The sequence below is a fragment of the Proteus vulgaris genome (genome assembly GCF_023100685.1).
GTDB lineage: Bacteria > Pseudomonadota > Gammaproteobacteria > Enterobacterales > Enterobacteriaceae > Proteus.
This window is the reverse complement of record NZ_CP090064.1, coordinates 3,814,645-3,839,063: the sequence shown is the minus strand read 5'-3', so window position 1 is coordinate 3,839,063 and position 24,419 is coordinate 3,814,645. Positions and strand designations below refer to the sequence as shown.

At 40.4% G+C, this 24,419-nt stretch carries 18 protein-coding genes; 16 read left to right on the top strand and 2 right to left on the bottom strand.

The annotated features are described in order from the left end of the window. Positions 1 to 242 precede the first annotated feature (242 nt). The 16 genes from fixA (LW139_RS18240) to LW139_RS18165 all read left to right on the top strand — a co-directional run bounded on the left by fixA (LW139_RS18240) (position 243) and on the right by LW139_RS18165 (position 17,704). On the top strand, positions 243 to 1,016 hold the full coding sequence (gene fixA, locus LW139_RS18240; protein ID WP_166539962.1) for a putative electron transfer flavoprotein FixA: 774 nt from the start codon (positions 243 to 245) through the stop codon (positions 1,014 to 1,016). Between the two features lie 11 nt (positions 1,017 to 1,027). Then, positions 1,028 to 1,966, top strand: a complete 939-nt coding sequence (locus LW139_RS18235) for an FAD-binding protein (protein ID WP_166539963.1) — start codon at positions 1,028 to 1,030, stop codon at positions 1,964 to 1,966. 56 nt (positions 1,967 to 2,022) lie between these two features. Further along, a complete protein-coding gene (fixC, locus tag LW139_RS18230) occupies positions 2,023 to 3,315 on the top strand; it encodes an FAD-dependent oxidoreductase FixC (protein ID WP_227336088.1) in 1,293 nt (430 codons plus the stop codon). Continuing rightward, a complete protein-coding gene (gene fixX / locus LW139_RS18225) occupies positions 3,312 to 3,599 on the top strand; it encodes a ferredoxin-like protein FixX (protein ID WP_023582978.1) in 288 nt (95 codons plus the stop codon). Before fixC ends, fixX begins: the two co-directional genes overlap by 4 nt. Before the next feature lie 86 nt (positions 3,600 to 3,685). After that, complete coding sequence (locus LW139_RS18220) at positions 3,686 to 5,008, top strand: MFS transporter (RefSeq protein ID WP_227336087.1); 1,323 nt, start codon at positions 3,686 to 3,688, stop codon at positions 5,006 to 5,008. 471 nt (positions 5,009 to 5,479) lie between these two features. Beyond that, on the top strand, positions 5,480 to 7,117 hold the full coding sequence (locus tag LW139_RS18215) for an AMP-binding protein (protein WP_247850350.1): 1,638 nt from the start codon (positions 5,480 to 5,482) through the stop codon (positions 7,115 to 7,117). 66 nt (positions 7,118 to 7,183) lie between these two features. Continuing rightward, on the top strand, positions 7,184 to 8,419 hold the full coding sequence (locus tag LW139_RS18210; protein WP_247850349.1) for a CaiB/BaiF CoA transferase family protein: 1,236 nt from the start codon (positions 7,184 to 7,186) through the stop codon (positions 8,417 to 8,419). Positions 8,420 to 8,455: 36 nt separating this feature from the next. Continuing rightward, on the top strand, positions 8,456 to 9,283 hold the full coding sequence (locus LW139_RS18205; RefSeq protein ID WP_109408356.1) for an acyl-CoA dehydratase activase: 828 nt from the start codon (positions 8,456 to 8,458) through the stop codon (positions 9,281 to 9,283). Then, positions 9,280 to 10,521: a 2-hydroxyacyl-CoA dehydratase subunit D gene (locus LW139_RS18200; RefSeq protein WP_166539965.1), complete on the top strand. Its 1,242-nt coding sequence runs from the start codon at positions 9,280 to 9,282 to the stop codon at positions 10,519 to 10,521. Before LW139_RS18205 ends, LW139_RS18200 begins: the two co-directional genes overlap by 4 nt. Beyond that, entirely contained in the window at positions 10,521 to 11,654 is a 1,134-nt protein-coding gene (locus LW139_RS18195) for a 2-hydroxyacyl-CoA dehydratase subunit D (protein WP_166539966.1), read from the top strand. Before LW139_RS18200 ends, LW139_RS18195 begins: the two co-directional genes overlap by 1 nt. Before the next feature lie 80 nt (positions 11,655 to 11,734). After that, positions 11,735 to 13,054 carry a GntP family permease gene (locus LW139_RS18190; protein WP_072069069.1) on the top strand — a complete coding sequence of 440 codons (1,320 nt, stop codon included), beginning with the start codon at positions 11,735 to 11,737 and terminating at the stop codon, positions 13,052 to 13,054. Between the two features lie 95 nt (positions 13,055 to 13,149). Beyond that, a complete protein-coding gene (locus LW139_RS18185) occupies positions 13,150 to 14,289 on the top strand; it encodes an acyl-CoA dehydrogenase family protein (RefSeq protein WP_166539967.1) in 1,140 nt (379 codons plus the stop codon). Positions 14,290 to 14,343: 54 nt separating this feature from the next. Then, positions 14,344 to 15,120, top strand: a complete 777-nt coding sequence (gene fixA, locus LW139_RS18180; RefSeq protein WP_109408353.1) for a putative electron transfer flavoprotein FixA — start codon at positions 14,344 to 14,346, stop codon at positions 15,118 to 15,120. 11 nt (positions 15,121 to 15,131) lie between these two features. Then, entirely contained in the window at positions 15,132 to 16,073 is a 942-nt protein-coding gene (locus LW139_RS18175) for an FAD-binding protein (protein ID WP_166539968.1), read from the top strand. A 63-nt stretch (positions 16,074 to 16,136) separates the two neighbouring features. Further along, a complete protein-coding gene (locus LW139_RS18170) occupies positions 16,137 to 17,423 on the top strand; it encodes an FAD-dependent oxidoreductase (protein WP_247850348.1) in 1,287 nt (428 codons plus the stop codon). Next, entirely contained in the window at positions 17,420 to 17,704 is a 285-nt protein-coding gene (locus LW139_RS18165; RefSeq protein WP_060556296.1) for a ferredoxin, read from the top strand. Before LW139_RS18170 ends, LW139_RS18165 begins: the two co-directional genes overlap by 4 nt. Positions 17,705 to 17,845: 141 nt before the next feature. Here LW139_RS18165 and LW139_RS18160 read toward each other — a convergent pair whose 3' ends face one another. Further along, the gene (locus LW139_RS18160) at positions 17,846 to 18,811 is read right to left on the bottom strand and encodes a helix-turn-helix domain-containing protein (RefSeq protein ID WP_166539970.1); all 966 of its coding nucleotides are present in this window, start codon (positions 18,809 to 18,811) and stop codon (positions 17,846 to 17,848) included. 649 nt (positions 18,812 to 19,460) lie between these two features. Beyond that, positions 19,461 to 24,395 (bottom strand): DNA repair ATPase, encoded by a 4,935-nt coding sequence (locus LW139_RS18155; RefSeq protein WP_247850347.1) that lies wholly within the window; start codon positions 24,393 to 24,395, stop codon positions 19,461 to 19,463. Positions 24,396 to 24,419 lie beyond the last annotated feature (24 nt).

Here is a 24,419-nt window from a genome sequence, read left to right as displayed (position 1 = left end):
TACCATTATATTTATTATGTTCAATATTGTTGATCAAAGTAGCAATATTGAAAGTTGAACCCTTCAATTAAAACTAATTTCAATATTGGTGATGTATTAAGCAATATTGAACGCTATCTCTTCTTTATTTAATAATGTTCAATATTGGTGACCTAGGTTTAATTTTTTAATCACTTAATTATGTTAATTCTATATTACATTGCCAGAGTAAATGACATTATTTATTAATTTCAGGAGATGTAATGAATATTATTACATGTTACAAAAGTGTTCCCGATGAGCAGGATATTACGGTAAATAGCGCAGATAGTTCGCTAGATTTTTCTCGCGCTAATACCAAAATCAGCCAATATGATTTAAATGCGATTGAAGCCGCTAATCAGCTTAAGACGCAACTTGATGGTATTCAAATCACGGCAATGAGTGTTGGTGGTAAAGCACTGACAAATGCGAAAGCACGTAAAGACGTTCTTTCTCGTGGTGCTGACGATTTAGTGGTTGTGGTTGATGACCAATTTGAAGCCTCTTTACCCTATCAAACGGCGGTTGCGCTGGCGGCTGCAGCCACTAAAAAAGGTTATGACTTAATTCTTTGTGGTGATGGCTCTGCAGATCTCAGCTCACAACAAGTTAGCTTGCTGGTGGGGGAAATTTTAAATATCCCTGCAATCAATGGTATTAACAAAATTGTTTCGCTCTCTAATGATTCAATTACGGTTGAGCGTGAATTAGAAAATGAAATTGAAACACTGACCATTCCATTACCTGCTGTAATTGCGGTATCTACTGATATTAACACACCTCAAATTCCTTCGATGAAAGCCATTCTTGGCGCTGCCAAAAAACCTGTTCAGCAATGGAGTGTTGCCGATCTTGGTCTGGATGTGATTACTGCGCGTTCAGAGCAAAAAATTGCGGCACCAAAACAGAAAGTGCGTCAACGCATCATTATTGAAGGTGATGGTGACGATCAGATTGCTGAGTTGGCAGAACATTTACGTAAAATTCTTAAGTAATAGGGGGAGTTATGAGCCAGTTTTCAACTGTTTGGGTATTTAGTGATGCACTTTCCCGTTTACCAGAGTTAGTGGGTGGCGCTTCTTCATTAGGACAATCTATCAATGTATTTACATTGAATGATGAACAAAGCGTGGCTGCTTTTAAATTAGGGGCAACTGAGGTTTTCCAATTAGAAGGTAAACCTGACGATCGTATGATTGAAGACTATGCACAAAGCATGGTTGAAACCATCAAACAAAAAGGTGATGCAGGTTTAGTGCTATTACCTAATACACGTCGCGGAAAATTACTCGCAGCACGTTTGGGTCATCGTTTAGCGGCGGTTGTTTCTAATGACGCACAATCTTTAAAAGTAGACGGTGATGCATTAGTAACAAAACACATGGTTTACGGGGGTCTTGCCTTTGGTGATGAAACCCTGAAAACCCCTTATTGCGTAGTGACTGCAAGTGTCGGTGCTTTTGATGTTGCACCAGAAACAAGTGCGGCAGGTAATGCACAAAAAGTGGCATGGATTGCTCCCGCTCAAACCATCGTTCGTAATTCAGTTCAACCGCGCGCAATCAATGCGGTTGATTTAGATAAAGCGCGTTTTGTTGTCAGTGTAGGTCGCGGTATTGGCAGTAAAGAAAATATCGCTATTGCAGAAGAGCTAGCGAAAGCCATTGGTGCTGAAATCGCGTGTTCTCGTCCTGTTGCTGAAAATGAGAAATGGATGGAGCACGAACGCTATGTCGGTATTTCTAACCTGATGCTGAAACCTGAACTCTACCTAGCTGCGGGTATTTCAGGACAAATTCAACATATGGTCGGCGCTAATGGCGCACAAACTATTGTTGCTATTAATAAAGACAAAAATGCCCCTATCTTCCAATTTGCTGACTACGGCATTGTCGGTGATTTAATGAAGATTTTACCTGCATTAACTCGTCAATTATCTAACTGATTTATTTAAGCAGAGAAGGTGACTTCTCTGCATTTATCGCAAATTCTGGAGATGTTATGTCCGATTCCGAAGATATTTTCGATGCCATTATTGTTGGCGCAGGATTAGCAGGATCTGTGGCTGCACTTGTTTTGGCAAGGGAAGGCGCACAAGTATTGCTAATAGAAAGAGGTAACTACGCTGGCGGGAAAAATGTAACCGGTGGTCGTATGTATGCACATACTCTTGAACGCATCATTCCTGAGTTTGCGCAAGAAGCACCTGTTGAACGCGTTATTACTCACGAAAAATTGTCGTTTATGACTGAAGCCGGTGCAATGACAATTGATTACCAAAATGCCGAAGGGAATAACCCCAAAACGGCTTCTTGGTCTGTATTACGTGGTGAGTTTGATCAATGGCTAATGGAACAAGCCGAAAATGCCGGTGCGCAATGTATTACAGGTATTCGCGTTGATAAGCTCGTCGAACGTGATGGCAAGATTGTTGGTGTGGAAGCTGATGGTGATGTGTTAGAAGCCAAAGCCGTTATTTTAGCTGATGGTGTGAATTCTATCTTAGCTGAACAGTTAGGGATGACAAAACGTGTTGCCGCTGAAAATGTAGCAGTAGGTGTAAAAGAGATCATCGAATTGCCTGAAAGTGTGATTAAAGATCGCTTTAACCTAAAAGATAACGAAGGCGCGGCTTGGTTATTTGCAGGATCACCTACCGATGGATTGATGGGCGGTGGTTTTTTATATACCAATAAAACCACGCTCTCTTTAGGTCTTGTTTGTGGGTTGCACCATATTAAAGATGCGAAAAAATCAGTACCACAAATGCTGGAAGATTTTAAACAGCATCCCGTTGTTGCTCCGCTAATTGAGGGCGGAAAAATGGTGGAATACGGTGCGCATGTCGTTCCAGAAGCGGGCTTAAGAATGCAAAACGAATTAGTACGCGATGGCGTATTAATTGCTGGTGATGCAGCAGGGATGTGTATGAACCTTGGCTTTACTATCCGAGGAATGGATTTAGCGATGGCATCTGGTGAAGCGGCTGCAAAAACGATGCTTTCTGCTATGGCAAAAAATGATTTTAGTAAACAATCACTTAATGAATATCTCAAACATTTAGAAGATGGCCCGTTGCGCGATATGAAAGCGTATCAGCGTATGCCTGATCTACTTGATAATCCTCGTATGTTCACTGCTTATCCTGAAATGGTCGTTGGTATCGCGAAAGATCTCTTTACCGTTACGGGTGAAGCCCCCGTACCAATGCGTAAAACCATGATGCGTCATACCAAAAAAGTCGGTTGGATGAATCTGATCAAAGATGGGATCAAAGGAGTAAAAGCAATATGAGTTCTCCCGTAAATGTCGATGTCAAACTAGGCATCAATAAATTTAATGTCGATGAAGAAAATCCACATATCGTCGTTAAAGAGCAACCTGATATGCAGGTATTGGAAACCTTAGTCAAAGCTTGTCCTGCAGGTCTATATAAAAAACAAGAAGATGGCACTATCAGTTTTGATTATGCAGGGTGCTTAGAGTGTGGAACGTGTCGAATTCTTGGTTTAGATAGTGCGCTTGAAAAATGGGAATACCCACGCGGAACTTTTGGCGTGGAATATCGTTACGGATGATGTATCGCTACTTTTCTCCCAGCGCTGCTCCGGCCTGGGAGCTTTTCTTTTTTTGCTTTATTTAGAAAAAATACCAGGACGCAGTCATGCAACCCAGAAACTTTGATGATATTCGTTTTACCTCTGTACATCGTCGGGTGATGTTATGGGGGAGTGGTGGCCCTTTTCTTGATGGCTATGTATTAGTGATCATCGGTGTGGCATTAGAGCAACTCACACCGTTATTACAGCTTGATACACGATGGATTGGGCTGCTTGGTGCGGCAACATTAGCAGGGCTTTTTATTGGCACATCACTTTTTGGTTATATTTGTGACAAAGTGGGTCGTCGCAAAATGTTCCTCGTTGATATTGTGGCTATTGGGCTTATTTCGATTGCAACGATGTTTGTGTCAACACCAGTGGGTCTATTGGTGATGCGATTCCTTATTGGAATTGTGATTGGTGCTGATTACCCCATTGCGACGTCAATGATCACGGAGTTTTCCAATAAAAAACAACGTGCTTTTGCTGTCGGTTTTATTGCCGCAATGTGGTATATCGGGGCAACATGTGCCAACTTAGTCGGTTATCTTTTATATGATGTTGCAGATGGCTGGCGCTGGATGTTGGGCAGTGCTTTTATTCCTTGCGTTATTATTTTAATTGGTCGCTTTGATTTACCTGAATCCCCGCTTTGGCTAATACGCAAAGGGCGTATTCAAGAGTGTAATGAAATGATGATAAAGCTTTTTGGTGAACCTGTCGTTTTTGAAGCTGAAAATGCCAAAACAACGCGTTTTATCGAGCTATTTAATAAACGTCATTTTTCTTTCGTGCTTTTTGTTGCGGTCATTTGGACTTGCCAAGTTATTCCGATGTTTGCCATTTATACCTTTGGACCTCAGATTGTCGGTTTATTAGGATGGGATGCGGGAAGGAGTGCGGCACTGGGTAATGTGGTGATTAGCCTATTCTTCATGTTTGGATGTATTCCTGCTATGTTTTGGTTAAATCAAACAGGGCGACGTCCGTTATTGATTGGTAGTTTTGCCATGATGACATTGGCATTATTAGTGCTAGGGGTTTTCCCAGATTTACCTATCTTATTTGTTATCTTAGCCTTTGCGACTTATGCCTTCTTTTCTGGTGGCCCCGGAATTTTACAATGGCTTTATCCTAATGAATTGTTCCCAACCGATATTCGTGCATCGGCAGTTGGTGTCATTATGTCAATAAGCCGTATTGGTACGGTTATTTCAACTTGTGCGCTTCCTGCCTTTATTGCCACTTACGGGATTAATACGACGATGTTAGTGGGGGCCGCAATTTCTTTATTCGGCATGATAGTTTCTGTGTTGTTTGCGCCAGAAACCAAAGGATTAACGCTTAATCAGACTTCAACCATGCCAATGAGACGAGGTAAATAACATCTTTAATTGATAAGCAAGAAAATAAGTTAAGTAATTTAAAACGTTTTTTATTTAGATGTTATAAATTTTAATCATTATTGTATTTATTTTTATATTATTTTAATTTAAATTATCACACCAATGATTATTGATAAGATTTATTTATACCTTAAAGAGAGATGAGACTATTTATATTAAAGAGAGAGTGATTTTATTTTTATTATTTAAATAAAATGACTCTCCTTTTTATTTTTAAAAATAACACCTTTATAACGCCTTGGTTTCAAATTTATTTCATTGTTATTAATTCATCTTCAATTACAAATTATATTTAACTCATCAAATCTAGACCCCAATCACAGATCTCTCTCATACTATTCAAATGACGAAAAACAGTTCGTTATTTACCAAGAATGAATAATTCCCCCTACCCAGAATAAGGTCATTACAGACGCAAACACCAGCAAAAAAGCGGTTGAGTAGGTATTTATGACCTTATTAGAAATGACAGTTAAAGAATGTCTAAACAATATTGTAAAGCAATATGCTTCACAAACAGCCTTGATTGAAAACCAAAGTAAAAAGACACTTTCTTGGCAACAATTACAACAAGAAGTAGAAAGTGTTGCGCGTGGTTTTTTAGCGATTGGTTTAAAAAAAGGTGATCGTTTAGGTATTTGGTCTGCTAATAGTAAAGAGTGGATAATTTGTTTTCTTGCGGCTGCTCAAATTGGTGTTCCTGTTGTTTGTATTAACTTTCATTTTAAAAAAAGAGAGTTATTAGATTTATGTCGATTAACCGGTATTAAAGCATTATGTTTTTCTGATGGGTTTAAAAGTAATGACTTTATTGAAGTGATTAATTGCCTTGCTAAAAAAGTAACTGAAAATAAGGATGTATTACCTCAGTTATTTATTAGTATGGGAAATAAATCGGCAGAAAAAAGTGTCTCATTATCTCAATTAAAAGCAATTAGCCAAAAAATATCAGATAAAGAATATCAACATGCTATTTCACAAGTTAGTGTAAAAGATTTACTGACTATTCAAATGACCTCAGGCAGTACTGCTATGCCTAAAGGTGTCATGTTAAGCCAATATAATGTGATTAATAATGCCATGCTGTCAGCACAGCGATTAGGCGTAACGCATAACGATGTCATTTGTCTTGCTGTTCCTTTATTCCACTGTTTTGGGCTCTCTTCTTGTCTCTTTTTTGCGTTAACAACCGGATGCCAATTAGTTCTTCTTGATAACTATTGTGCAGAAGATGTTTTGAAAGTCGTCCAAGACTATCGTTGCACCGTTATGCATGGCGTACCAACGATTTTTAGCCGTTTAATGAAGCACGAGCAGTTTTCTCACTACGATTTATCTAGCCTTGATAAAGGCATTATTGCCGGGGCAAGTTTTCCTCCTGTGTTAATTGATGACATTGAAAATACGTTAGGAATGAAAGGGATCACCGTCTCTTATGGACAAACAGAAGCCTCGCCTTGTTGTACTCAAACATTACCAAACGATACTTTACCCATAAAACGCAGTTCTATCGGTAAACCATTACCTTTTGTTGAAATGCAAATCATTAGTCCGAAAACGGGTAAACCTGTGCCAGTGGGCGTTTTGGGTGAAATTTGTACTCGTGGTTTTCATGTGATGATGGGTTATGACAATGCCCCTGATAAAACCAAGGAAGCTCTAGACGAGGAAGGTTGGTTACATACAGGGGATATTGGTTATGTCGATGAACAAGGAAATTATCACTACGCCTATCGCATGAAAGAGATTGTCGTTCGTGGTGGTGAAAATATCAGCCTTTGTGAAATAGAAGAGGCTATTGCGGAATATCCCGGTGTTGACGCAACGAAAGCGTTCGGCATTCCTTCTGTCGATTTAGGTGAGGAAGTCATTGCCACTATTTGTGTGCAAAAAGATTGCACCCTAAATGAAAGCGAATTACGTGTATTTCTACAAGAGCGACTAGCTCGCTACAAAATCCCCAAAGAACTCCATTTCTTTACGCAGTTTCCTCATACCCCTTGCGGAAAAATTGATGTGCAAGCCCTGAAATTGCAATTGGGTTATGGCGTTTCAATCAAGGATGAAGAAACCAAAGTAGCGGGTTAAGTGACAACGGATTTATCCACATTCTGACAACAGCAGTATGAAGTCTAAAAATAATTAGGAGAAAAAATGACAAGTCGTAAAGCACTGGAAGGCGTCACTGTAGTTGAGTTGGCGACCTTTATTGCCGTACCCGCAGCGGGCCGTATTTTAGCTGATATGGGGGCGAACGTAATCAAAATTGAATCCCCAAGTGGTGATAACTTACGTTATACCGCACCGACTGAAGGCCGTCCGTTAGATCAACATGAAAACACCAGTTTTGATTTAGAAAATGCCAATAAACGTGGCATCGTGTTAAATACGAAAACAGAAGCAGGTAAAAAAATTCTGTTTGAACTGCTAGAAAAAGCCGACATTTTCTTAACTAACTGGCGTCCTGGTGCAAGAGAACGTGCAGGGTTGGATTATGAAACGTTAAAACAACGTTTTCCAAAATTAGTTTACGCCAGCGTGACCGGCTATGGTGATGAAGGCCCAGATAAAGATCTACCTGGATTTGACTACACGGCATTCTTTGCTCGTGGTGGCATTTTAGGTTCGCTGTACCAAAAAGGCACAGTACCGATGAATGTGATCCCTGGCCTTGGTGATCACCAATGTGCATTAGGTTTAGTGTCTGGTGTGTTAGCTGCTTATATTCGCGCTAAAGATATTGGGCAAGGTGAGTATGTTTCAACTAACTTACTGCATACCTCAATTTATACCCAAGCAATCATGATCCAAGCGGCACAATACCCAGATTATGGTCAGCCGTATCCAATCGATCGTCGTAATACTACTAGCCCATTTATTCTGGCTTATAAAACAAAAGATGACCGTTTTATTCAAGTCTGTATGCCTGTTTATGACGCCTACTATCCAACCTTTATTTCTTGTATTGGTCGTCCAGATTTAGCGGAAGACGCTCGTTATACACGTCTACAAGAAGTAGCGAAAAATAATCGCTCCCCTGAATTATATGATCTGATTTGGCAACAAGTTGAGCAAAAAACAGCATCAGAATGGGCAGATATTTTCACCAAAAACGATATCCCATTCAGTATTGCGCAAACATGGGAAGAAGTGTTGGAAGACAAACAGGCTTGGGCAATCAACACCTTCTACAACATGAAGTACAAAAATGGCAGTGAAAAAGCCTTAGTTCGCCCACCTATTGATTTCTTAGAGAGTGGTTTACCTGAATATCGTCGTGGTCCTTTGTTAGGTGAAGACACACCGTCTGTATTAGCTGAATTAGGGTATAGCGCAGAAGAAATTGCCAGCCTTGAAGCCAATAAAGACGTGATGACGTGGAAAGAATAATCCACTTATTTTTTTAATTTTCAGGAGAGCAAAGGCATGCAACAAGACATTTTCACAATGGGCGTTGATATCGGATCGTCTGCATCAAAATGCATCATCATGAAAAATGGTGACGCCATTGTCGCTAAATCACTGGCATCTGTGGGTGCAGGAACTTCTGGGCCTGAAAAAGCGATCGCTGAAGTATTAAGCCAGTTTGGTGGCGATCTCAGTCAGATCAGTTGGATCTGTGCAACCGGTTATGGCCGTAATTCTCTGAAAGAAGCCAATAAAGAAGTGAGCGAACTGAGCTGTCACGCCAAAGGCGCGCACTTTCTTTTTCCGGGCGTAAAAACAGTGATTGATATCGGCGGTCAAGACGTTAAAGCACTTCATATGGATGGTGCAGGCCGTTTATTAAACTTTGTGATGAATGACAAATGCGCCGCCGGTACAGGACGCTTTTTAGATGTAATGTCGAGAGTATTAGAAACCAAGATTTCTGACCTCGCTCAAGAGGGCGCTAAGTCCACTAAGAAAGTCACGATTAGCTCAACCTGTACCGTGTTCTCTGAATCAGAAGTGATTTCTCATCTCGCGAATAACGAAACAATACCCGACGTTATTAATGGCATTCACCGTTCTGTGGCTAGCCGTATTGCTGGTCTTGCAAAACGAGTGGGGGTTGAAGCCCCTGTCGTGATGACAGGCGGTGTTGCCAGTAATTTTGAAGTTGTTCGTTATGTTAGCGAAGAGTTGAACGCCTCTATCGCCACTTCACCTTTATCACAATACAACGGGGCGATAGGTGCCGCCATTTATGCCTTTGAAGCGTACCGCCATCAACTGGAAGACGATGCGTTAACAATAGGAACATCAAAATGAGCAATGTAGATATGAATGCGCCGGATTATATTCCTGCGAAAAAACGACTGCAAAAAATCGCTGCTGATGCTTATCAGCGTGCGTGGGATGCTAAAAATAGCGGTGAAAAAATAGGCTGGTGTGCCTCTAACTTCCCACAAGAAATTGCTGAAACATTAGGTTTATGCGTGGTTTATCCTGAAAACCAAGCCGCAGCCATTGCGGCAAAAGGTGCAGGTTTAAAAATGTGTGAGCATGCAGAAAGCATGGGATATTCCAATGATATCTGTGCTTATGCTCGAATCAGCCTCTCTTACATGGATATTAAGCAGTGTGAAGAGATGGATATGCCTCAGCCTGATTTCTTGCTGTGCTGTAACAATATCTGTAACTGCATGATCAAGTGGTATGAAAATATCGCATACGAATTGAATATCCCGATGATCCTTATCGATATTCCTTATAAAAATGATTATGACACTGATGATGTGACAGTGAAGTATGTTCAAGCACAATTTGATGATGCGATTAAACAACTTGAAAAAGTCACTGGCAAAGTCTTCTCCGAAGAGAAGTTTAAAGAAGTCTGTGAAATCTCACAACGTACAGGGCGTGCATGGTTAAAAGCGGCAGAATATTGCCAATTTGAGCCGTCTCCAATGAATGGTTTTGATCTGTTTAATCACATGGCGGTTGCTGTTTGTGCTCGCGGTAAATTAGAAGCTGCACTGGCTTTTGAGCAACTGTGTGAAGAGATGGAACAAAATATCAAAGAGAAAAAATCGACTTACCGCGGTGAAGAAAAATACCGTGTTCTCTTTGAAGGTATTGCTTGCTGGCCTTATTTGCGTGCCACATCTACCCCGTTAAAAGAGCAAGGTATTAACGTTACCGCTACTGTTTACGCCACTGCATTTGGTGTGATTTATCAAAACAGTGACGAGATGATGCGTGCTTACTCTTATGTTCCTAACTGTGTCTCTGTTGAGCGTGCTGCTGATATGCGTATTGACGTTAGTCGTCAGAATAAAGTGGATGGCGCGATTATTCACGTTAACCGCAGTTGTAAGCTCTGGAGTGGCATTATGCCCGAAATTGAGCGCCGGATTCGCCATGAACTTAAGATCCCAACAGTGACTTTTGATGGCGACCAAGCAGATCCCCGAGTTTTCTCTGAAGCGCAGTATGTCACCCGTGTTGAAGCATTAACAGAAATTATGGCTGCGAATAAAGCAGATATGAAAAAGGGAGACATCTAATGAAAGCATTAACGGATAGATTTGATGAGCTGCAAGCCGTGGTGGATAACCCCGTTGCGCAATTAGAGGGTTTTATTCGTAGTGGCAAAAAGGTGATTGGTTGTTTTCCTGAATATACTCCGAATGAAATTGTCTATGCAGCAGGCATGGTGCCTTTTGGCATTTGGGGCGCGGAAGGACGTGAGATCTCAGAAGCGAAGAAATATTTTCCTCCTTTCTATTGTGCGCTAGTGCTTTCTTCTCTTGAGATGGGATTGGATGGTGCGCTGAATAAACTGTCAGCAGCCATAATTCCTTCTTTGTGTGACACCTTAAAATGCTTAGGGCAAAACTGGAAAGCCGGTGTGCCACAAGTGCCTTTTATCCAACTGGTGCATCCACAAAATCGTAAAACCCCAGCGGGTATTGCTTTCTTAACCGAACAATACAAAAAAATCGCACTGCAATTAGGGGAAATTTCAGGTCAGCCTGTGACAGATGATGCACTAAAAAGTGCAATCCATTTGTTTAATCAGCGACGCGCCGCGTTACGCGAATTTTCAGAGATGGCCGCGCTTCATCCAAACTTAATCACACCACAACGTCGTAATACTGTGATCAAAAGTGGTTACTTTATGGATGTCGTTGAACATACAAAAGCCGTTGAAGCCATTGTTGCACAATGCAAAACCTTATCTCCAGAACCTTGGAAAGGGCACAAAGTTGTTGTGACAGGCATTATTGCGGATAGCCCTTCTATTCTACAAATTTTGGCTGATAACAAGATAGCGATTGTGGCAGATGAAGTGGCACATGAGTCTCGTCAGTTCCGTCAAGATATCCCAGAAAATAACGCACCTTATGAAGCAATGGCAGAGCAAATCGCCCAGCTTGAAGGGTGTTCACTTTTATATGATCCAGAGAAAAAACGTGGCCGTTTAATTGCCGATATGGTGAAAAACACAGGCGCTGATGGTGTTGTCTATTTGCTAACAAAATTCTGTGATCCAGAAGAGTTCGATGCCCCGATAGTGAAGAAATTCCTCGATAGAGAAGGCATTCCTTCCATCATTATCGAAATCGATCAGCAAACTAAAACGTATGAACAAGCTAGAACGGCACTGCAAACTTTTGCTGATGTGCTTTCTGCTTAACAACATTAATCAATAGTCACAAAAGACCTGTGTGGATAGCACAGGTCAATTGAACCCTAACACATATAAGTGGGGCAATCATGGGTATTATTTGTTTAATCATTGGGCTAGCGATATTAATGATCATGTGTATGAAAGGCATACATATCTTCATTTCTGTCTTTACCACCAGCCTATTTCTTGCTGTGACTGCATGGCTTGTATCACCAGATATGCTTAATCCTGTCGATGCACTGTTACAAGTGTATACCGGTGGATTAGGTGGTTATTTTGGTAGCTTCTTCTTCATTTTCGTACTTGGTGCGATTTTTGGCAAATTAACCGCTATCAGTGGCGCTGCTGATAGTGTTGCCTCTTTTATTATTGGTAAATTTGGTGAAAGAGCCGTTATTCCTTCATTAGTTGCGGCTTGTGCCATTTTAGCCTACGGCGGTGTTTCAGTGTTTGTTGCACTGTTTACCGTTTATTCGATGATGGTGAGTTTATTCCGCAAAGCGAATCTTCCTCGCAGACTTATTCCTGCTGTCTATTTTGCCGGTGCAGGTACGTTTGTGATGATAATGCCTGGATCACCACAAATCCAAAACCTTATCCCAATGAAGTTCTTAGGTACGTCAGCTACGGCCGGTTTAGTACCGGGTATGTTGACAGCATTATTCCAAGTCACCTTAGTGATTATTTATCTCACTTGGTTATTTAAGCGTGTAAAAGCGAAAGGTGAAGGCTGGGTTGAAGACGAAAAAACAGCAAAAGCCGAAGAAGGTAAAAAAGATCGTCAATTACCTAATGTGCTCGTTGCATTACTCCCTATGCTTATTTTGCTGGTCGTGCTGAATATCCTGAAATGGGACCCAGCTATCGCACTATTCTGCGCCATTATCGCCGCCTTGATTGTGTATTTACGCTATCTCGATTGGAAAAAGCTCGTACCTAATTTAGCCGCAGGAACAATGGAAGGGGTGACCTCCCTCTTTAATACGGCGGTTATTGTTGGGTTTGGGGCATTAGTGATGACCTTACCTGCGTTCAAAGAATCATTCCAAGCGATTGCTCAATCGGGTCTTAATCCACTTGTTGTTACTGCAATTTCAGTCGGTGCCTTGGTGTTTATCAGTGGTTCTGGCTCTGGTGCGCTAAGTATTGCCATGCCAATGATTGCTGCAATGTTCCCTGCAACTGTGGTTGATCAAGGCTCCTTACACCGTGTGGCAACAATGGCATCAATGAGTACAACTCCACCATTTAACGGATTGATTATTACTGTCTTTAGCGTTTGTGGTGTCAGCCATAAAGAGGGCTATGGCCCTGTAGGAACGTTAACTCTCGCTATTCCACTGTTAGCCATGATGTTTATGTTGCTGCTGTACACCTTCTTACCTGCATCCATAGCGACGATGTAGAAATAACGTTAACCCATTAATGCGTGCGATAAGACGACAAACGTGAAATCGCACGCCATAGAGATAACCCTATATATTCACAGAGGAAAATAAACATGGATTTTCAGCTAACAGAAGAACAAGTCCTGATCCGCGATATGGTCAGAGAGTTTGTTGAAAATGATATTAAGCCTATTGCTGGCGAAATTGATAAAGAACACCGTTTTCCAAGTGAAAGCATTGCACCTATGGCTGAATTAGGACTCTTTGGTTTCAATATTGATGAAAATTATGGTGGAACAGAAGCGGATGCAATTAGCTATGTATTAGCAACAGAAGAAATGGCAAAAGTCAGCGCTGCACACGCGATGATCATGGGATCACAGTGTTCATTAACTGGCCCTGTTATTCAAAAATATGCTGATGAAGAAACCAAAGCACGTATTTTACCGGGAGTGGTTTCAGGTGAACAAATTGGTTGCTTCTGTTTATCCGAACCAAGTGCGGGTTGTGATGCTGCTGCTCAACAAACAACCGCTGTTCGTCAAGGTGATAATTATGTGATCAATGGCTCTAAATTGTGGATCACTGCAGCACCTCAAGGTGCATTCTTTATCGTATTTGCCATGACTGATAAAAGTGCGGGTGTTAAAGGGATCACCGCATTCTTAGTTGAGCGTGATAACCCAGGGATCAGCATTGGTTTACCAGAAGAAAAAATGGGTATGAATGGCTCTGAAACTTGTTCTGTCAGTTTTAGTGACTGTGTTGTACCTGTTAGTGCACGTTTAGGCGCGGAAGGTAAAGGCTTTAGCATTGCCATGGAAACCTTAGATGGTGGCCGTTTAAGCTGTTCAGCTATTGCGTTAGGTATCGCACAAAGTGCATTAGATGCCACGATTGATTACACCAAAGAGCGTATTCAATTTGGAAAACCTATTGCAGCTAACCAAGGTGTGCAATGGATGCTAGTGGATATGGCTACCCGCGTAGATTGTGCTCGTATGTTGGTGTATCGCGCAGCGGCGGCAAAAATTGCTGGGCTTCCTTATACCCGCGAATCAGCGCAAGCCAAATTATACGCTTCTGAAACAGCAACCTATGTCACTCAAAAAGCTGTTCAACTCCACGGTGGTATGGGCTACACCAAATCTTATCCTGTTGAACGCCTAATGCGTGAAGCAAAACTCACTGAAATTTTTGAAGGCACAAGCGAAGTGCAACGCATGGTGATCGCTAAACATATTTTAGCGTAATGACATTGGGATTTTATTAATTTGCTCCCTTGAGCAAAACGGAGAATGTGAATTATGAAACTTATTGCCTGCTGTAAGGTTGTTCATGACGAACAAGACATCACAACGCGGCCTGATCGTACACTCGCAACTGATAATGCGGGTTTAAAAATTAGTTTATATGATTTAAATGCAATTGAAACCGCAGTAGAAATTGCCTCTGCTCTGGGTGATAGTACCGTAACTGCGCTTAGTGTAGGCACTAGTGCAATGGTAGAAAACGCGAAAATTAAAAAAGATATTTTATCGCGTGGCCCTGATGCATTAACACTTGTTGCTGATGATGCGTGCAATGCTCTTTATTCAACAGATACCGCCAATATTATTGCGCAAGCAGCACAAAAGGTGGGTTTTGATTTATTAGTTTTCGGTGAAGGATCTGGTGACTTATACGCTCAACAAACAGGTTTAGCAGTAGGTGAATACTTAGGCTTACCTTGTGTTAATGCCGTTAACAAAATCACCGTTGATGGTGACAAAATCATTGTTGAGCGTGATTTAGAAAATATCACTGAAGAGCTAGAGCTGACATTACCTGCCGTTGTCTGCGTGACATCAAGCATTAACACTCCCAAATTACCGTCAATGAAAGCCATTTTAGCTGCGAATAAAAAACCTGTTGAGAAACTTGGTTTAGGTGATATTGGTGTTGATATTTCAGCACTGACTGTCGTGCAAACACAAGTGTGCGCACCAGAACAGACTGATCGCCTTGGCATTATTTTAGAAGGTGATTCAGATGAAAATATTGCCACATTTGCTGAGCATTTACGCCAAGCGGTTAATCAATAAGGAGATTAAAAATGGCTAGTTTACTACCTACTACCTTTGTTTATGCCGAGAAAGCGGATGATTTAGCAAAGCTGATAGCGTTTGCTCGTGGTCTTGGTGAAAAAGTGAATGTGTTATTTATCGGTGATGACGAAAGCACGCGTGAATGTGTCAGCCTTGGTGCTGATTGTGTCTATTGCTTTGCGCCACAAGAAGGTGTGATTGCTGAAGATTATGCGGCCTCTTTTGCTGAAATTATTAAAGAAGCAGGTGCTAATGCATTGGTTTTATTAGCATCATCAAAACGAGCAAAAGCCATTGCGGCCCGCCTAGGTGTTACGTTAAAAGCGGGTGTTGTCAGTGATGCATTAAGTCTGACTGTTGAAAACAATACCGTGATCGCAACACACCAAGTTTATGGTGGTTTAGCACATGCTAAAGCAGAAATTCGCTCACCTTATGCTATTGCTACTGTTGGTGGTGCATTAGATGTGGAAGTTATTACAGATGCTCCCAATGCATCAGTGGTACAAGGCACCTTTGTCGCCCCTGCGCATACATTAAAAGTGTTAACACGTAAGCCAAAACAAGGTAGTAGCGTTGATTTAGGTAAAGCGCATTGTGTTGTTGGTGTTGGACGTGGCTTTGGTAAGGCAGATGATATTGCGTTAGCGTCAGCATTAGCAAAAGCCCTTCAAGGTGAAGTGGGTTGCTCACGTCCAATTGCTGAAGGTGAAGGCTGGATGGAACACGATCGCTACATTGGTGTTTCAGGCGTGACCTTAGGTGCTGATGTTTATGTTGCTGTCGGTATTTCAGGGCAAATTCAACATATGGTCGGTGTAGATAGAGCAAAAATTATTGTTGGTATCAACAAAGATAAAAATGCACCTATCTTTAATATGGTGGATTACGGGATTGTCGGCGACCTCTACAAAGTGTTACCTGCATTAACAGCAAAACTTGGCGGCTAATCCCCGTCGGTCGCTTAGTGAAAGTGTGCTAAGCGACCACACATAATAAAAGGATAGAAAAGTATGTCAGACGATATTTTTGACGCCATTATTGTGGGTGGTGGACTTGCTGGTGGTACTGCTGCCTATGTTTTAGCGCAAGCAGGATGTGATGTTTTAGTGGTTGAGCGAGGTAATTTCGCTGGCAGTAAAAATATGACGGGTGGGCGTTTATACGCACATAGTCTTGAAAAAATCATTCCTAACTTTGCCGAAGAAGCCCCAGTTGAACGCCTTGTGACGCGTGAAAAGATCTCAATGTTAACGCCGACAGATGGCGTGACGTTAGATTATCAGCATACACAGCAAGAAGAGGAAGCGGCGCGCTCTTATACTGTATTGCGTTCTTCATTTGATCAGTGGTTAATGGAAAAAGCGGAAGATGTTGGCGCACAAGTGATCACAGGCGTTCGTGTCGATGAAGTATTAGTAAAAGAGGGCAAAGTATGCGGCGTTAAAGCGGGTGATGATGAAATTGAAGCCCATGTCGTGATTTTAGCTGATGGTGTTAATTCATTGTTAGCGAAGCAATTAGGTATGACGCAAAAAGTAAATCCTCATACTGTTGCTGTTGGTGTTAAAGAGTTACTTGAATTTACTCCTCAACAAATGGAAGACCGATTTGGTTGCACCAATGATGAAGGGTTAGCTTGGCTTTTTGCGGGCGCACCATCAGGGGGATACTTAGGTGGTGGTTTTTTATATACCAATAAAAATACCGTTTCTTTAGGCCTAGTTTTAGGGCTACATAACGTCGATAAGTTCGAAAAAACGGTTCCTCAATTATTAGAAGATTTTAAACAACATCCTGTTGTTGCACCGCTTATCAAAGACGGAAAATTATTAGAATATTCAGCCCATATGGTGCCAGAAGGTGGCATGAATATGGTGTCTGAATTAGTGAGAGATGGTGTATTAGTGGCGGGTGATGCAGCTGGTTTTTGCCTCAATGTGGGTTATACCGTAAGAGGGATGGATCTGGCGATTGCTTCAGGTGAAGCGGCCGCAAAAGCGGTATTAATGGCGAAAGAACAAAACAGCTACAGCCAAAAAGAATTAAGTTGTTATCAATCTTTATTAAATGACAGCTTTGTGATGAAAGATATGAAGCTATATAAAGATCTGCCTGCTTTCCTTGATAACACCAGATTCTTTACGGATTATCCGCAAATGGCGGCCAATGTTATGCATGATTTATTCGTGATTAATGGCCCAGAAAAACCAGTACGTAAGAAAATACTGTCTCAGGTGAAGAAAGTTGGTGTGATGAACTTAATTAAAGATGGCTTTAAAGGAGTACGTTCTTTATGAGTCAAGTAAACGTAGACGTTAAATTAGGCGTCAATAAATTTAATGTGGATGAAGAAAATCCGCATATTGTCTTAAAGGATGATATCGATCCTGCGCAATTTGAAATCTTAATGAAAGCTTGTCCCGCAGGGCTATATAAAAAAGATGAGAAAGGGCAATATCTTTTTGATTATGCGGGGTGTTTAGAGTGTGGTACTTGCCGTGTGTTATGTGGTGAGACGATTTTAAAGAAATGGGAATATCCGTGTGGCACACTAGGCATTGAATTTCGTTACGGCTAATGAAATAGATCTTTTTCCCCTCTAGTGTAACCTCCAAAATTTAAACTAGAGGGGGATAAGTATTCTGGGTACATATTGATTCATATACGAACCATAATGCTTGTAATGATACTTATATAACCCATAATTTTGTTTTATAACTTATCTCAACGAGTGTATTTTTCGATACTCTGAAGGTGTCATAAAAAATTCAGATTTAAATTTTCGGCTTAAATTAGAAATATCACTAAACCCACATTCATAAGCCAGTTGTGTAATATTTTTCTCTGCTAAAAGCGGGTTAACTAACGCTGTTTTATAATTCTCAAGACGCTTTTGGTAGATCCAACGAAGTACAGATGTATTTTGTTCTTTAAATAGCATCTGTAAATAGCGGACTGAGATCCCACACGCATTAGCACATTCATTAACACTTAAATCGGGATCGGAAAGATGTTGCTCAAGATAGTGCTGAGCAAAATAAAACAGTGTTGATCTTCCTAAGCTTTGCGGTGGTGTCGCAATACTAAATTCGCTAAAGGCTGAAGTAATTAAATTCAATAAAATATCAGCAAGTTGTTGTGCATGTTGTGGTGGCATTGAATCCAAAAATGGAATATAACGCATCACAAAACTATAAACGAGAGAGCCGGTAATGCTATTACCGCGTATTGCTCTTGCTGTAAGATTTTGGGTATTACCTAAACGTGATGCTAGTTTCTCCCTTGGGATAAGGATCTTAAATAACGAGTAGTCGTTATCAAAAGACCAGGATACGGGTCTTGCCATATCAAAAATACAAAAGTCGCCTTGTCGCAGAAATGCCGTTCTTCCATCTTGAGTTAGATGGCTGGTTCCTGAACGCTGTATCTCAATTTGAAAATGTTCTTCTAAGCTCAGTTTATGGCTCAAAGGACGGCTACTTGCCCAGTGTCCATTAGACTCTAACTGAATAAAGCGCATATTTGTCACCTGCTGCTCGACAATATTGGCATAAAATCGAGAATGAGGAGGCAATTCGACTTCATTGCATTCATAAGACGATAAAAAGCGGTCTTTTATTGTATCCCTGAATACGGAAAACCGATCTACGTCAGGGAGTTCCCGAGTCGTAAACATGCTTTTCATAGTACGCCCACTTTTATTGAAAGTATTTTTGTTGTGTTGCCATCAATCTAGTATAAAAAACAACTTAAACTAGACGGAAATAGAATAATATTTTTTATAACTTTAAACTTAAAATAGTACATTTAAATAATTATTAGCGAAGATAGTTATTATCTTTTTTGTTAATAAATTGAAGGTAATATATTTAAAAATTTTTAATTTTTTAAATTAAAGCCATATAAATAATATAATTAATTTATAGCATTTTTGATGCTATCATTTCTATGCTATTAATCCTAAGTTAATTTCCTATCTTTAGAGAGAGATCTCATAAATGGATTAAGAGTGATTATTATTAATGTCTTATTTATTTCATTCTTTTCAGAGTGTGAGTTAATATGGATTTTATGTACATAATAGAATTGGTTGTTAAATAATTTTGTTTTTTTATTGTTAATCATATAATTATTAATTATATAAAATTAAATTAATTTTTTATAAATTTAAGTATTAACAGTAAATATATTTAATCTTAATGACGTTCACGTTTTCACTTGTTTTGAAAAAATCAATATTGTGAGCGTGAAATAGGTTTCTCGATTTATAAACATTATTTATGTAGTATTTAGCCCACTAAAATTAGTGGGCTGAAAATGAATATTTTCTATCTTTAACGTAGACCTTGCACACTTTCCACTAAATTGGCTAACTGTGATACTACGCGGTCGCCAATATCGGCATTATCACCACCCAATGCTTTATTGCGCATAAAGTCTTTCTTGATTTGTTGCCAACGAATAGCGTCTTTTTCAGTTAGTTTTCCACGTAATTCAGCGAGTTTTAATAAATTTTCTTCGGCTCCAGTTGTCAGCAATTGTGCTTCGCCAAGATAATGATCGTCGAGTAAGCGTTCAATCTCTTCATCATTCATTACCGCAGAGACTTTTTCACTTAATTTATTCATATTGCGGTAGCTACCTTGCAAACGGAATGCTGGCTCTGTGCGATATTTATCTGATTGTGCCGCACTGGCGATATATTGCTGATTTACTTTTAAAATGACATTGCGTAGCGTAATTAAGTGTTTAAGCACCATTACAATTTCATTAATTTCAGCATCAGAATAAGGATAACTTAATGTATTGGTAGAGACAGATTTCCCCATCGCCTTATCAACTAAAATATAGAGATCGTTAAGATCACGTAGTGCAAGCGGTGCCAATACCGCATTCGACGTTAAGCTATTTTCGATATAACTCAGGGCAAAAGCATCGTCCATACCACCTAATACTTCACCTAAGTTATAAATATCAGCTCGGTTAGCCAACATATCAGGAATACGGAAGACTTCACCTGATTCGGTGTAAGGGTTACCTGCCATGACGACACAGAATTTTTTACCCCGCATATCATAGGTTTTGGTTTTTCCTTTCCATACCCCTTCAATACGTCTTGTTCCATCACAGAGCGAAATGAACTTTTGTAAGAATTCAGGGTGAGTATGCTGAATATCATCCACATACAGCATAACGTTATTACCCATTTCTAATGCTAAGTTGAGTTTTTCAAGCTCTTGTCTCGCTGTTGCGTTGGGCGCTTGTTCGGGATCGAGTGATAGCACGTTATGTCCTAATGCAGGGCCATTGATCTTCATAAAAATAAGACCTAAACGTGCGGCTGCATATTCCATTAATGTGGTTTTGCCATAACCCGGAGGGGAGATCATTAATAATAATCCCATTAAGTCGGTGCGTTTACCTTCGCCTAATGCACCAATTTGTTTTGCCATATTGTCGCCAATAATCGGTAAATAGACATCGTTAATCAGCTTATTACGGACAAAAGAGCTTAATGGTTTGGCTTTAAATTCATGCAGTTTTAAGCGTTCACGTTCATCGCTGACTATTTTTTGACGCAGTGTGAGATACTGTCGGAATGCAGGAATAAAGTTCTTTCTTTGCCCGCGCATTCGGCTGAAATAGTCATCTAAACTGAGTGATAATGCTTGGTTTTCAATGGTGGAGTGAGAGCCTAATAAACCCGTTACAGTGAAGTATAAATCAGCTTCACTATAACGAGCTGATGCGACTTTATCTAATATAATGATAGCGATAGCACCCGGAATATAAGGTGAGAGTTCGGCATAATCAGGCAGAGAGCACAACCCTTGTAGCCAATTTTGGATCAGCGCCCAACGCTGTGCGTATCGCGTACCTAAATTCTGTTGTGAACGATTAAAGTCTATCCACATATGGGCTTCTTCTAATCGACTTTGTAATGCAATCACTAACTCTTTAGCATATTTGCTATAAACTAATTCAATAGGTGTTCTCGCCAACGCAAAACTTAAATATTCAGAGGCCTGCATCGGTACATAGTGTTCGCACTCAATCGGATTATCATGAAGGAAGAGGCGTATATCTGCTTCGATTTCTGCTTGCAGATCGGTTAACGCATCGTCAGTATGGAATAATTGCTGAATATTCAGTGCGGTTCTTGCGCGTTCAGGCCATAAAGCGGGATATTGCTCATTTTGTTTTGTTTCCCAAAAGAGAGCAGCTATTGCGCGTGCCGTTGGGTTGTAGCGTAGAAGATCAGCACTTTCGCCAATAGGGATCAGCTTTTTCAATATGGCGATCGCATCGTGATCGTGGATCCCTTTTTCATAGCCTTCTTTATAACGTGGGGTTGCAAAATCACGCACGAGTTTTTCCAGCTTTTCTGGAAGAGTGAGTGCTTCTTTTAGCGTTTCGTAATCAAGACCATCTTGACGTTTTGCCGCTGCATAAATAATGGAATAAGCAAGGTACTCTGCACGATAAACAGTGTCCGATTCAGATTCAAGTGAGGCATTCCAATAAGGCTGTAATTGAGCAAGTTCTGTATTTTCAATCGGTTCTTGGTAATCCGTTCCTGTCAGATATAACCAAAGCTTATCTTCTTTAGGTAAGATAGTGAGATCAAGTTCTTGCGTATTAACGCTAAAGCGATGGCGAGGCCCTAATTTAATAACATTGCCACCGTCTTCAAAAATATCAGTTTTATCCCGCAGAATACGAATAGCCTGGTCGCGAGAGGATTTTAAGCGTGCATCAATATCATCAGCTTTGACGTTATCATTGATTTCTCTTAATTTTTCAATGATCTCTCGTGTTTTTAGTGATAAAGGATCTGATGCGAAAAAGGCATTTAACTCATCTTGTGACTGTAATCGAGATGTTCGACGTTGCAGATTTTCCAGTAAGCGATTGGCTGCGGTTAATAGGCTTTGTGAGCGACGTTGGCGATCATCAAGCAACACTTGTTTGTGTGACTCAAAAGTTTCTACTAACTCTTCACGTTTAGCCATAATATCATCAAGAAATTCATCATGATGGCTAAACTGACTTTCTAGCTCTTCTAATTGAACTAAAAGACGCGAAAGCTGATCGTCACAACGTTCAGGATCGGTTGCAAGGGATAAAGCATTGGTGATCCCTTGGCTAAATAAGCGAAATTGAGCACCAAATTGTGCCACGCTTTCGACGCTACTTTGTGATTTGCGTTTTTGTTGTAGTCGAGCGCGAGATTGATTGAGCTGAGCATAGATTTGTGAGATTGCATCAATAATATGCGTTTGTTGGGTAACGTCTTGGAACGTCAAAGATGCCATTAAGTTAGAAAGCATATCCAAATCAGCAGACATTTTTTCCATGTCATTCATTGGTGCATCTAGTTGTGCGCTGTTCTGGGCTTTTTCAATGAGGTTTTCAAAGGTAACAAGTTGAGCTTTGAATGGTTGTAATGCTTTATCACTGGCAAGGAAAAGTGCGGTTGCTTGTGAAACACGCTGCTGTGTTTCGGTAATTTCTGTTTCCATGGCGCTAAGCTTGGTTAAATCCATATAACGGAATTCACGCAATGAAATCAGATGCCCTCGATGGGCATTTAATAAATTCAAGCTATCAACAAATTGTTGAATATCAGTCCAACTATCGGGGAGTGTTAAGGCCAGTAGTGATTTTTGGCGATTAACCGCTTCAAGCATTGATTTCGCAGATTGTTGACGAATACTTTCCACTTTTTCATATTCATCAAGTACTAATTCACTGGTTTGAGCGATATCTTTTAATAATTTACCAATTCCTAAACAGTGTTCATCATTAAACCAATAATAGAGATCTAATAAGTTTTTAGGTTGTAAGCTGAGTTGCTCATAACGAGCAATAGAGATTTGATTACCTTCAATTTCTTTTGCAACATGCAAAATTTCAGAAATACCTCGTACTAAATCAGCATTACCAATACGGCCATAAAAACCATTACGAGGCGGTTGTTTATCGGCAAATTCTTCAGAATAGAAGGGAGTTTGCCAAACTTGCATAGGATGAACACGCGTGGCTTCTTCGCCTTCACCTTCAAACAGCACCATTTTCCCATCTTCAAGCATCGCATAGCCATGACCAACTAACGGCACAGCAAGTTTACGCTCAATCATATTGTAATTGAAAAGCGCAAGGCGACCTTGTGAAGGAGAGTAGAAAACATATAACACATCTTCGCCATTAGGCGAACGGCGTAGACGGCGGAAATACATTCCTTCCATTGGTTGATCAAAGGTTTTATATTCGCCATTTTGCAGGTAATAGCCACCCGGGAAAATAATGCCGTGATCTTCAGGTAATTGAACACAAGCTTGTCCAATTGCATCAATGCGTTGTACAGTTTGCGTCAAAATGTTGTAGACCAAATAACGCCAGTTTTCTTCGCGATACGGTAAGATTTTTAACAGAATTAAACTGCCTGTTTGAGCATATTCAATTTGTGCATCATCGAGAGATTGGTTTTTATCTAAGACGGCTTCACGATAAATCCCTAAACCATCTTCGGTATTATTTTCACATTTAACGGTTAGATCACCACCAGTCGTTTCGACAAAAACGGTATCAAGAATATTGATATGGGGAAAACGGCCATTAACCGTATCTTCACGTTGGGTTTTTGTCCATTCGAAATCGTAAGCAGGAGGGAGGGCAATATCGCGTTCACCACGATTATCAATATAGTCGATACGCTTTTTATCACTTGAGATAGCCCAGCGGAAAACACGCACATCAGTAATTCGCGCACCAATTTGAAAACTGGCAAGCAGTTTCCCATCACGCTCAACAAGTTGTAGTAATTGCGTATTTTTGTAATAAGTATAAAGCTCAGTAAAATCCTGAATAAAACGATTATCGTTTAAAAAAGTCTCTTCATAAGGGACTGCCTCAACGTCAAACTCTCCCTCGCTTTCAGTTAAACAATAAAGTGAAAAGACATCTTCAAGATGAATTTCACGTTTTAATCCAAGGAAAACGTTATAACCAAACAGTAGCCATTCACCAACACGAACAATATCTCTGGCTTGGCAGTTATTTTCAGTACGAATACGGATACGGCCAATAATATCCATTTGGCTTTGACCAAATTCATCTAAGCGATGTTGATTTAACTCAGTGGCTTTTTGATGAAGTTGTTGGCCTTGCTCAGTGAGGCGTTTGCGTAAGATTTCATACGCGCCACCTTGTGCAACGGCGCTATCGAGTATTTCCTGCTCGCGATTCGTATCCAGAATTTCAGACATGGTATAACGGATTTCCTTGGCTTA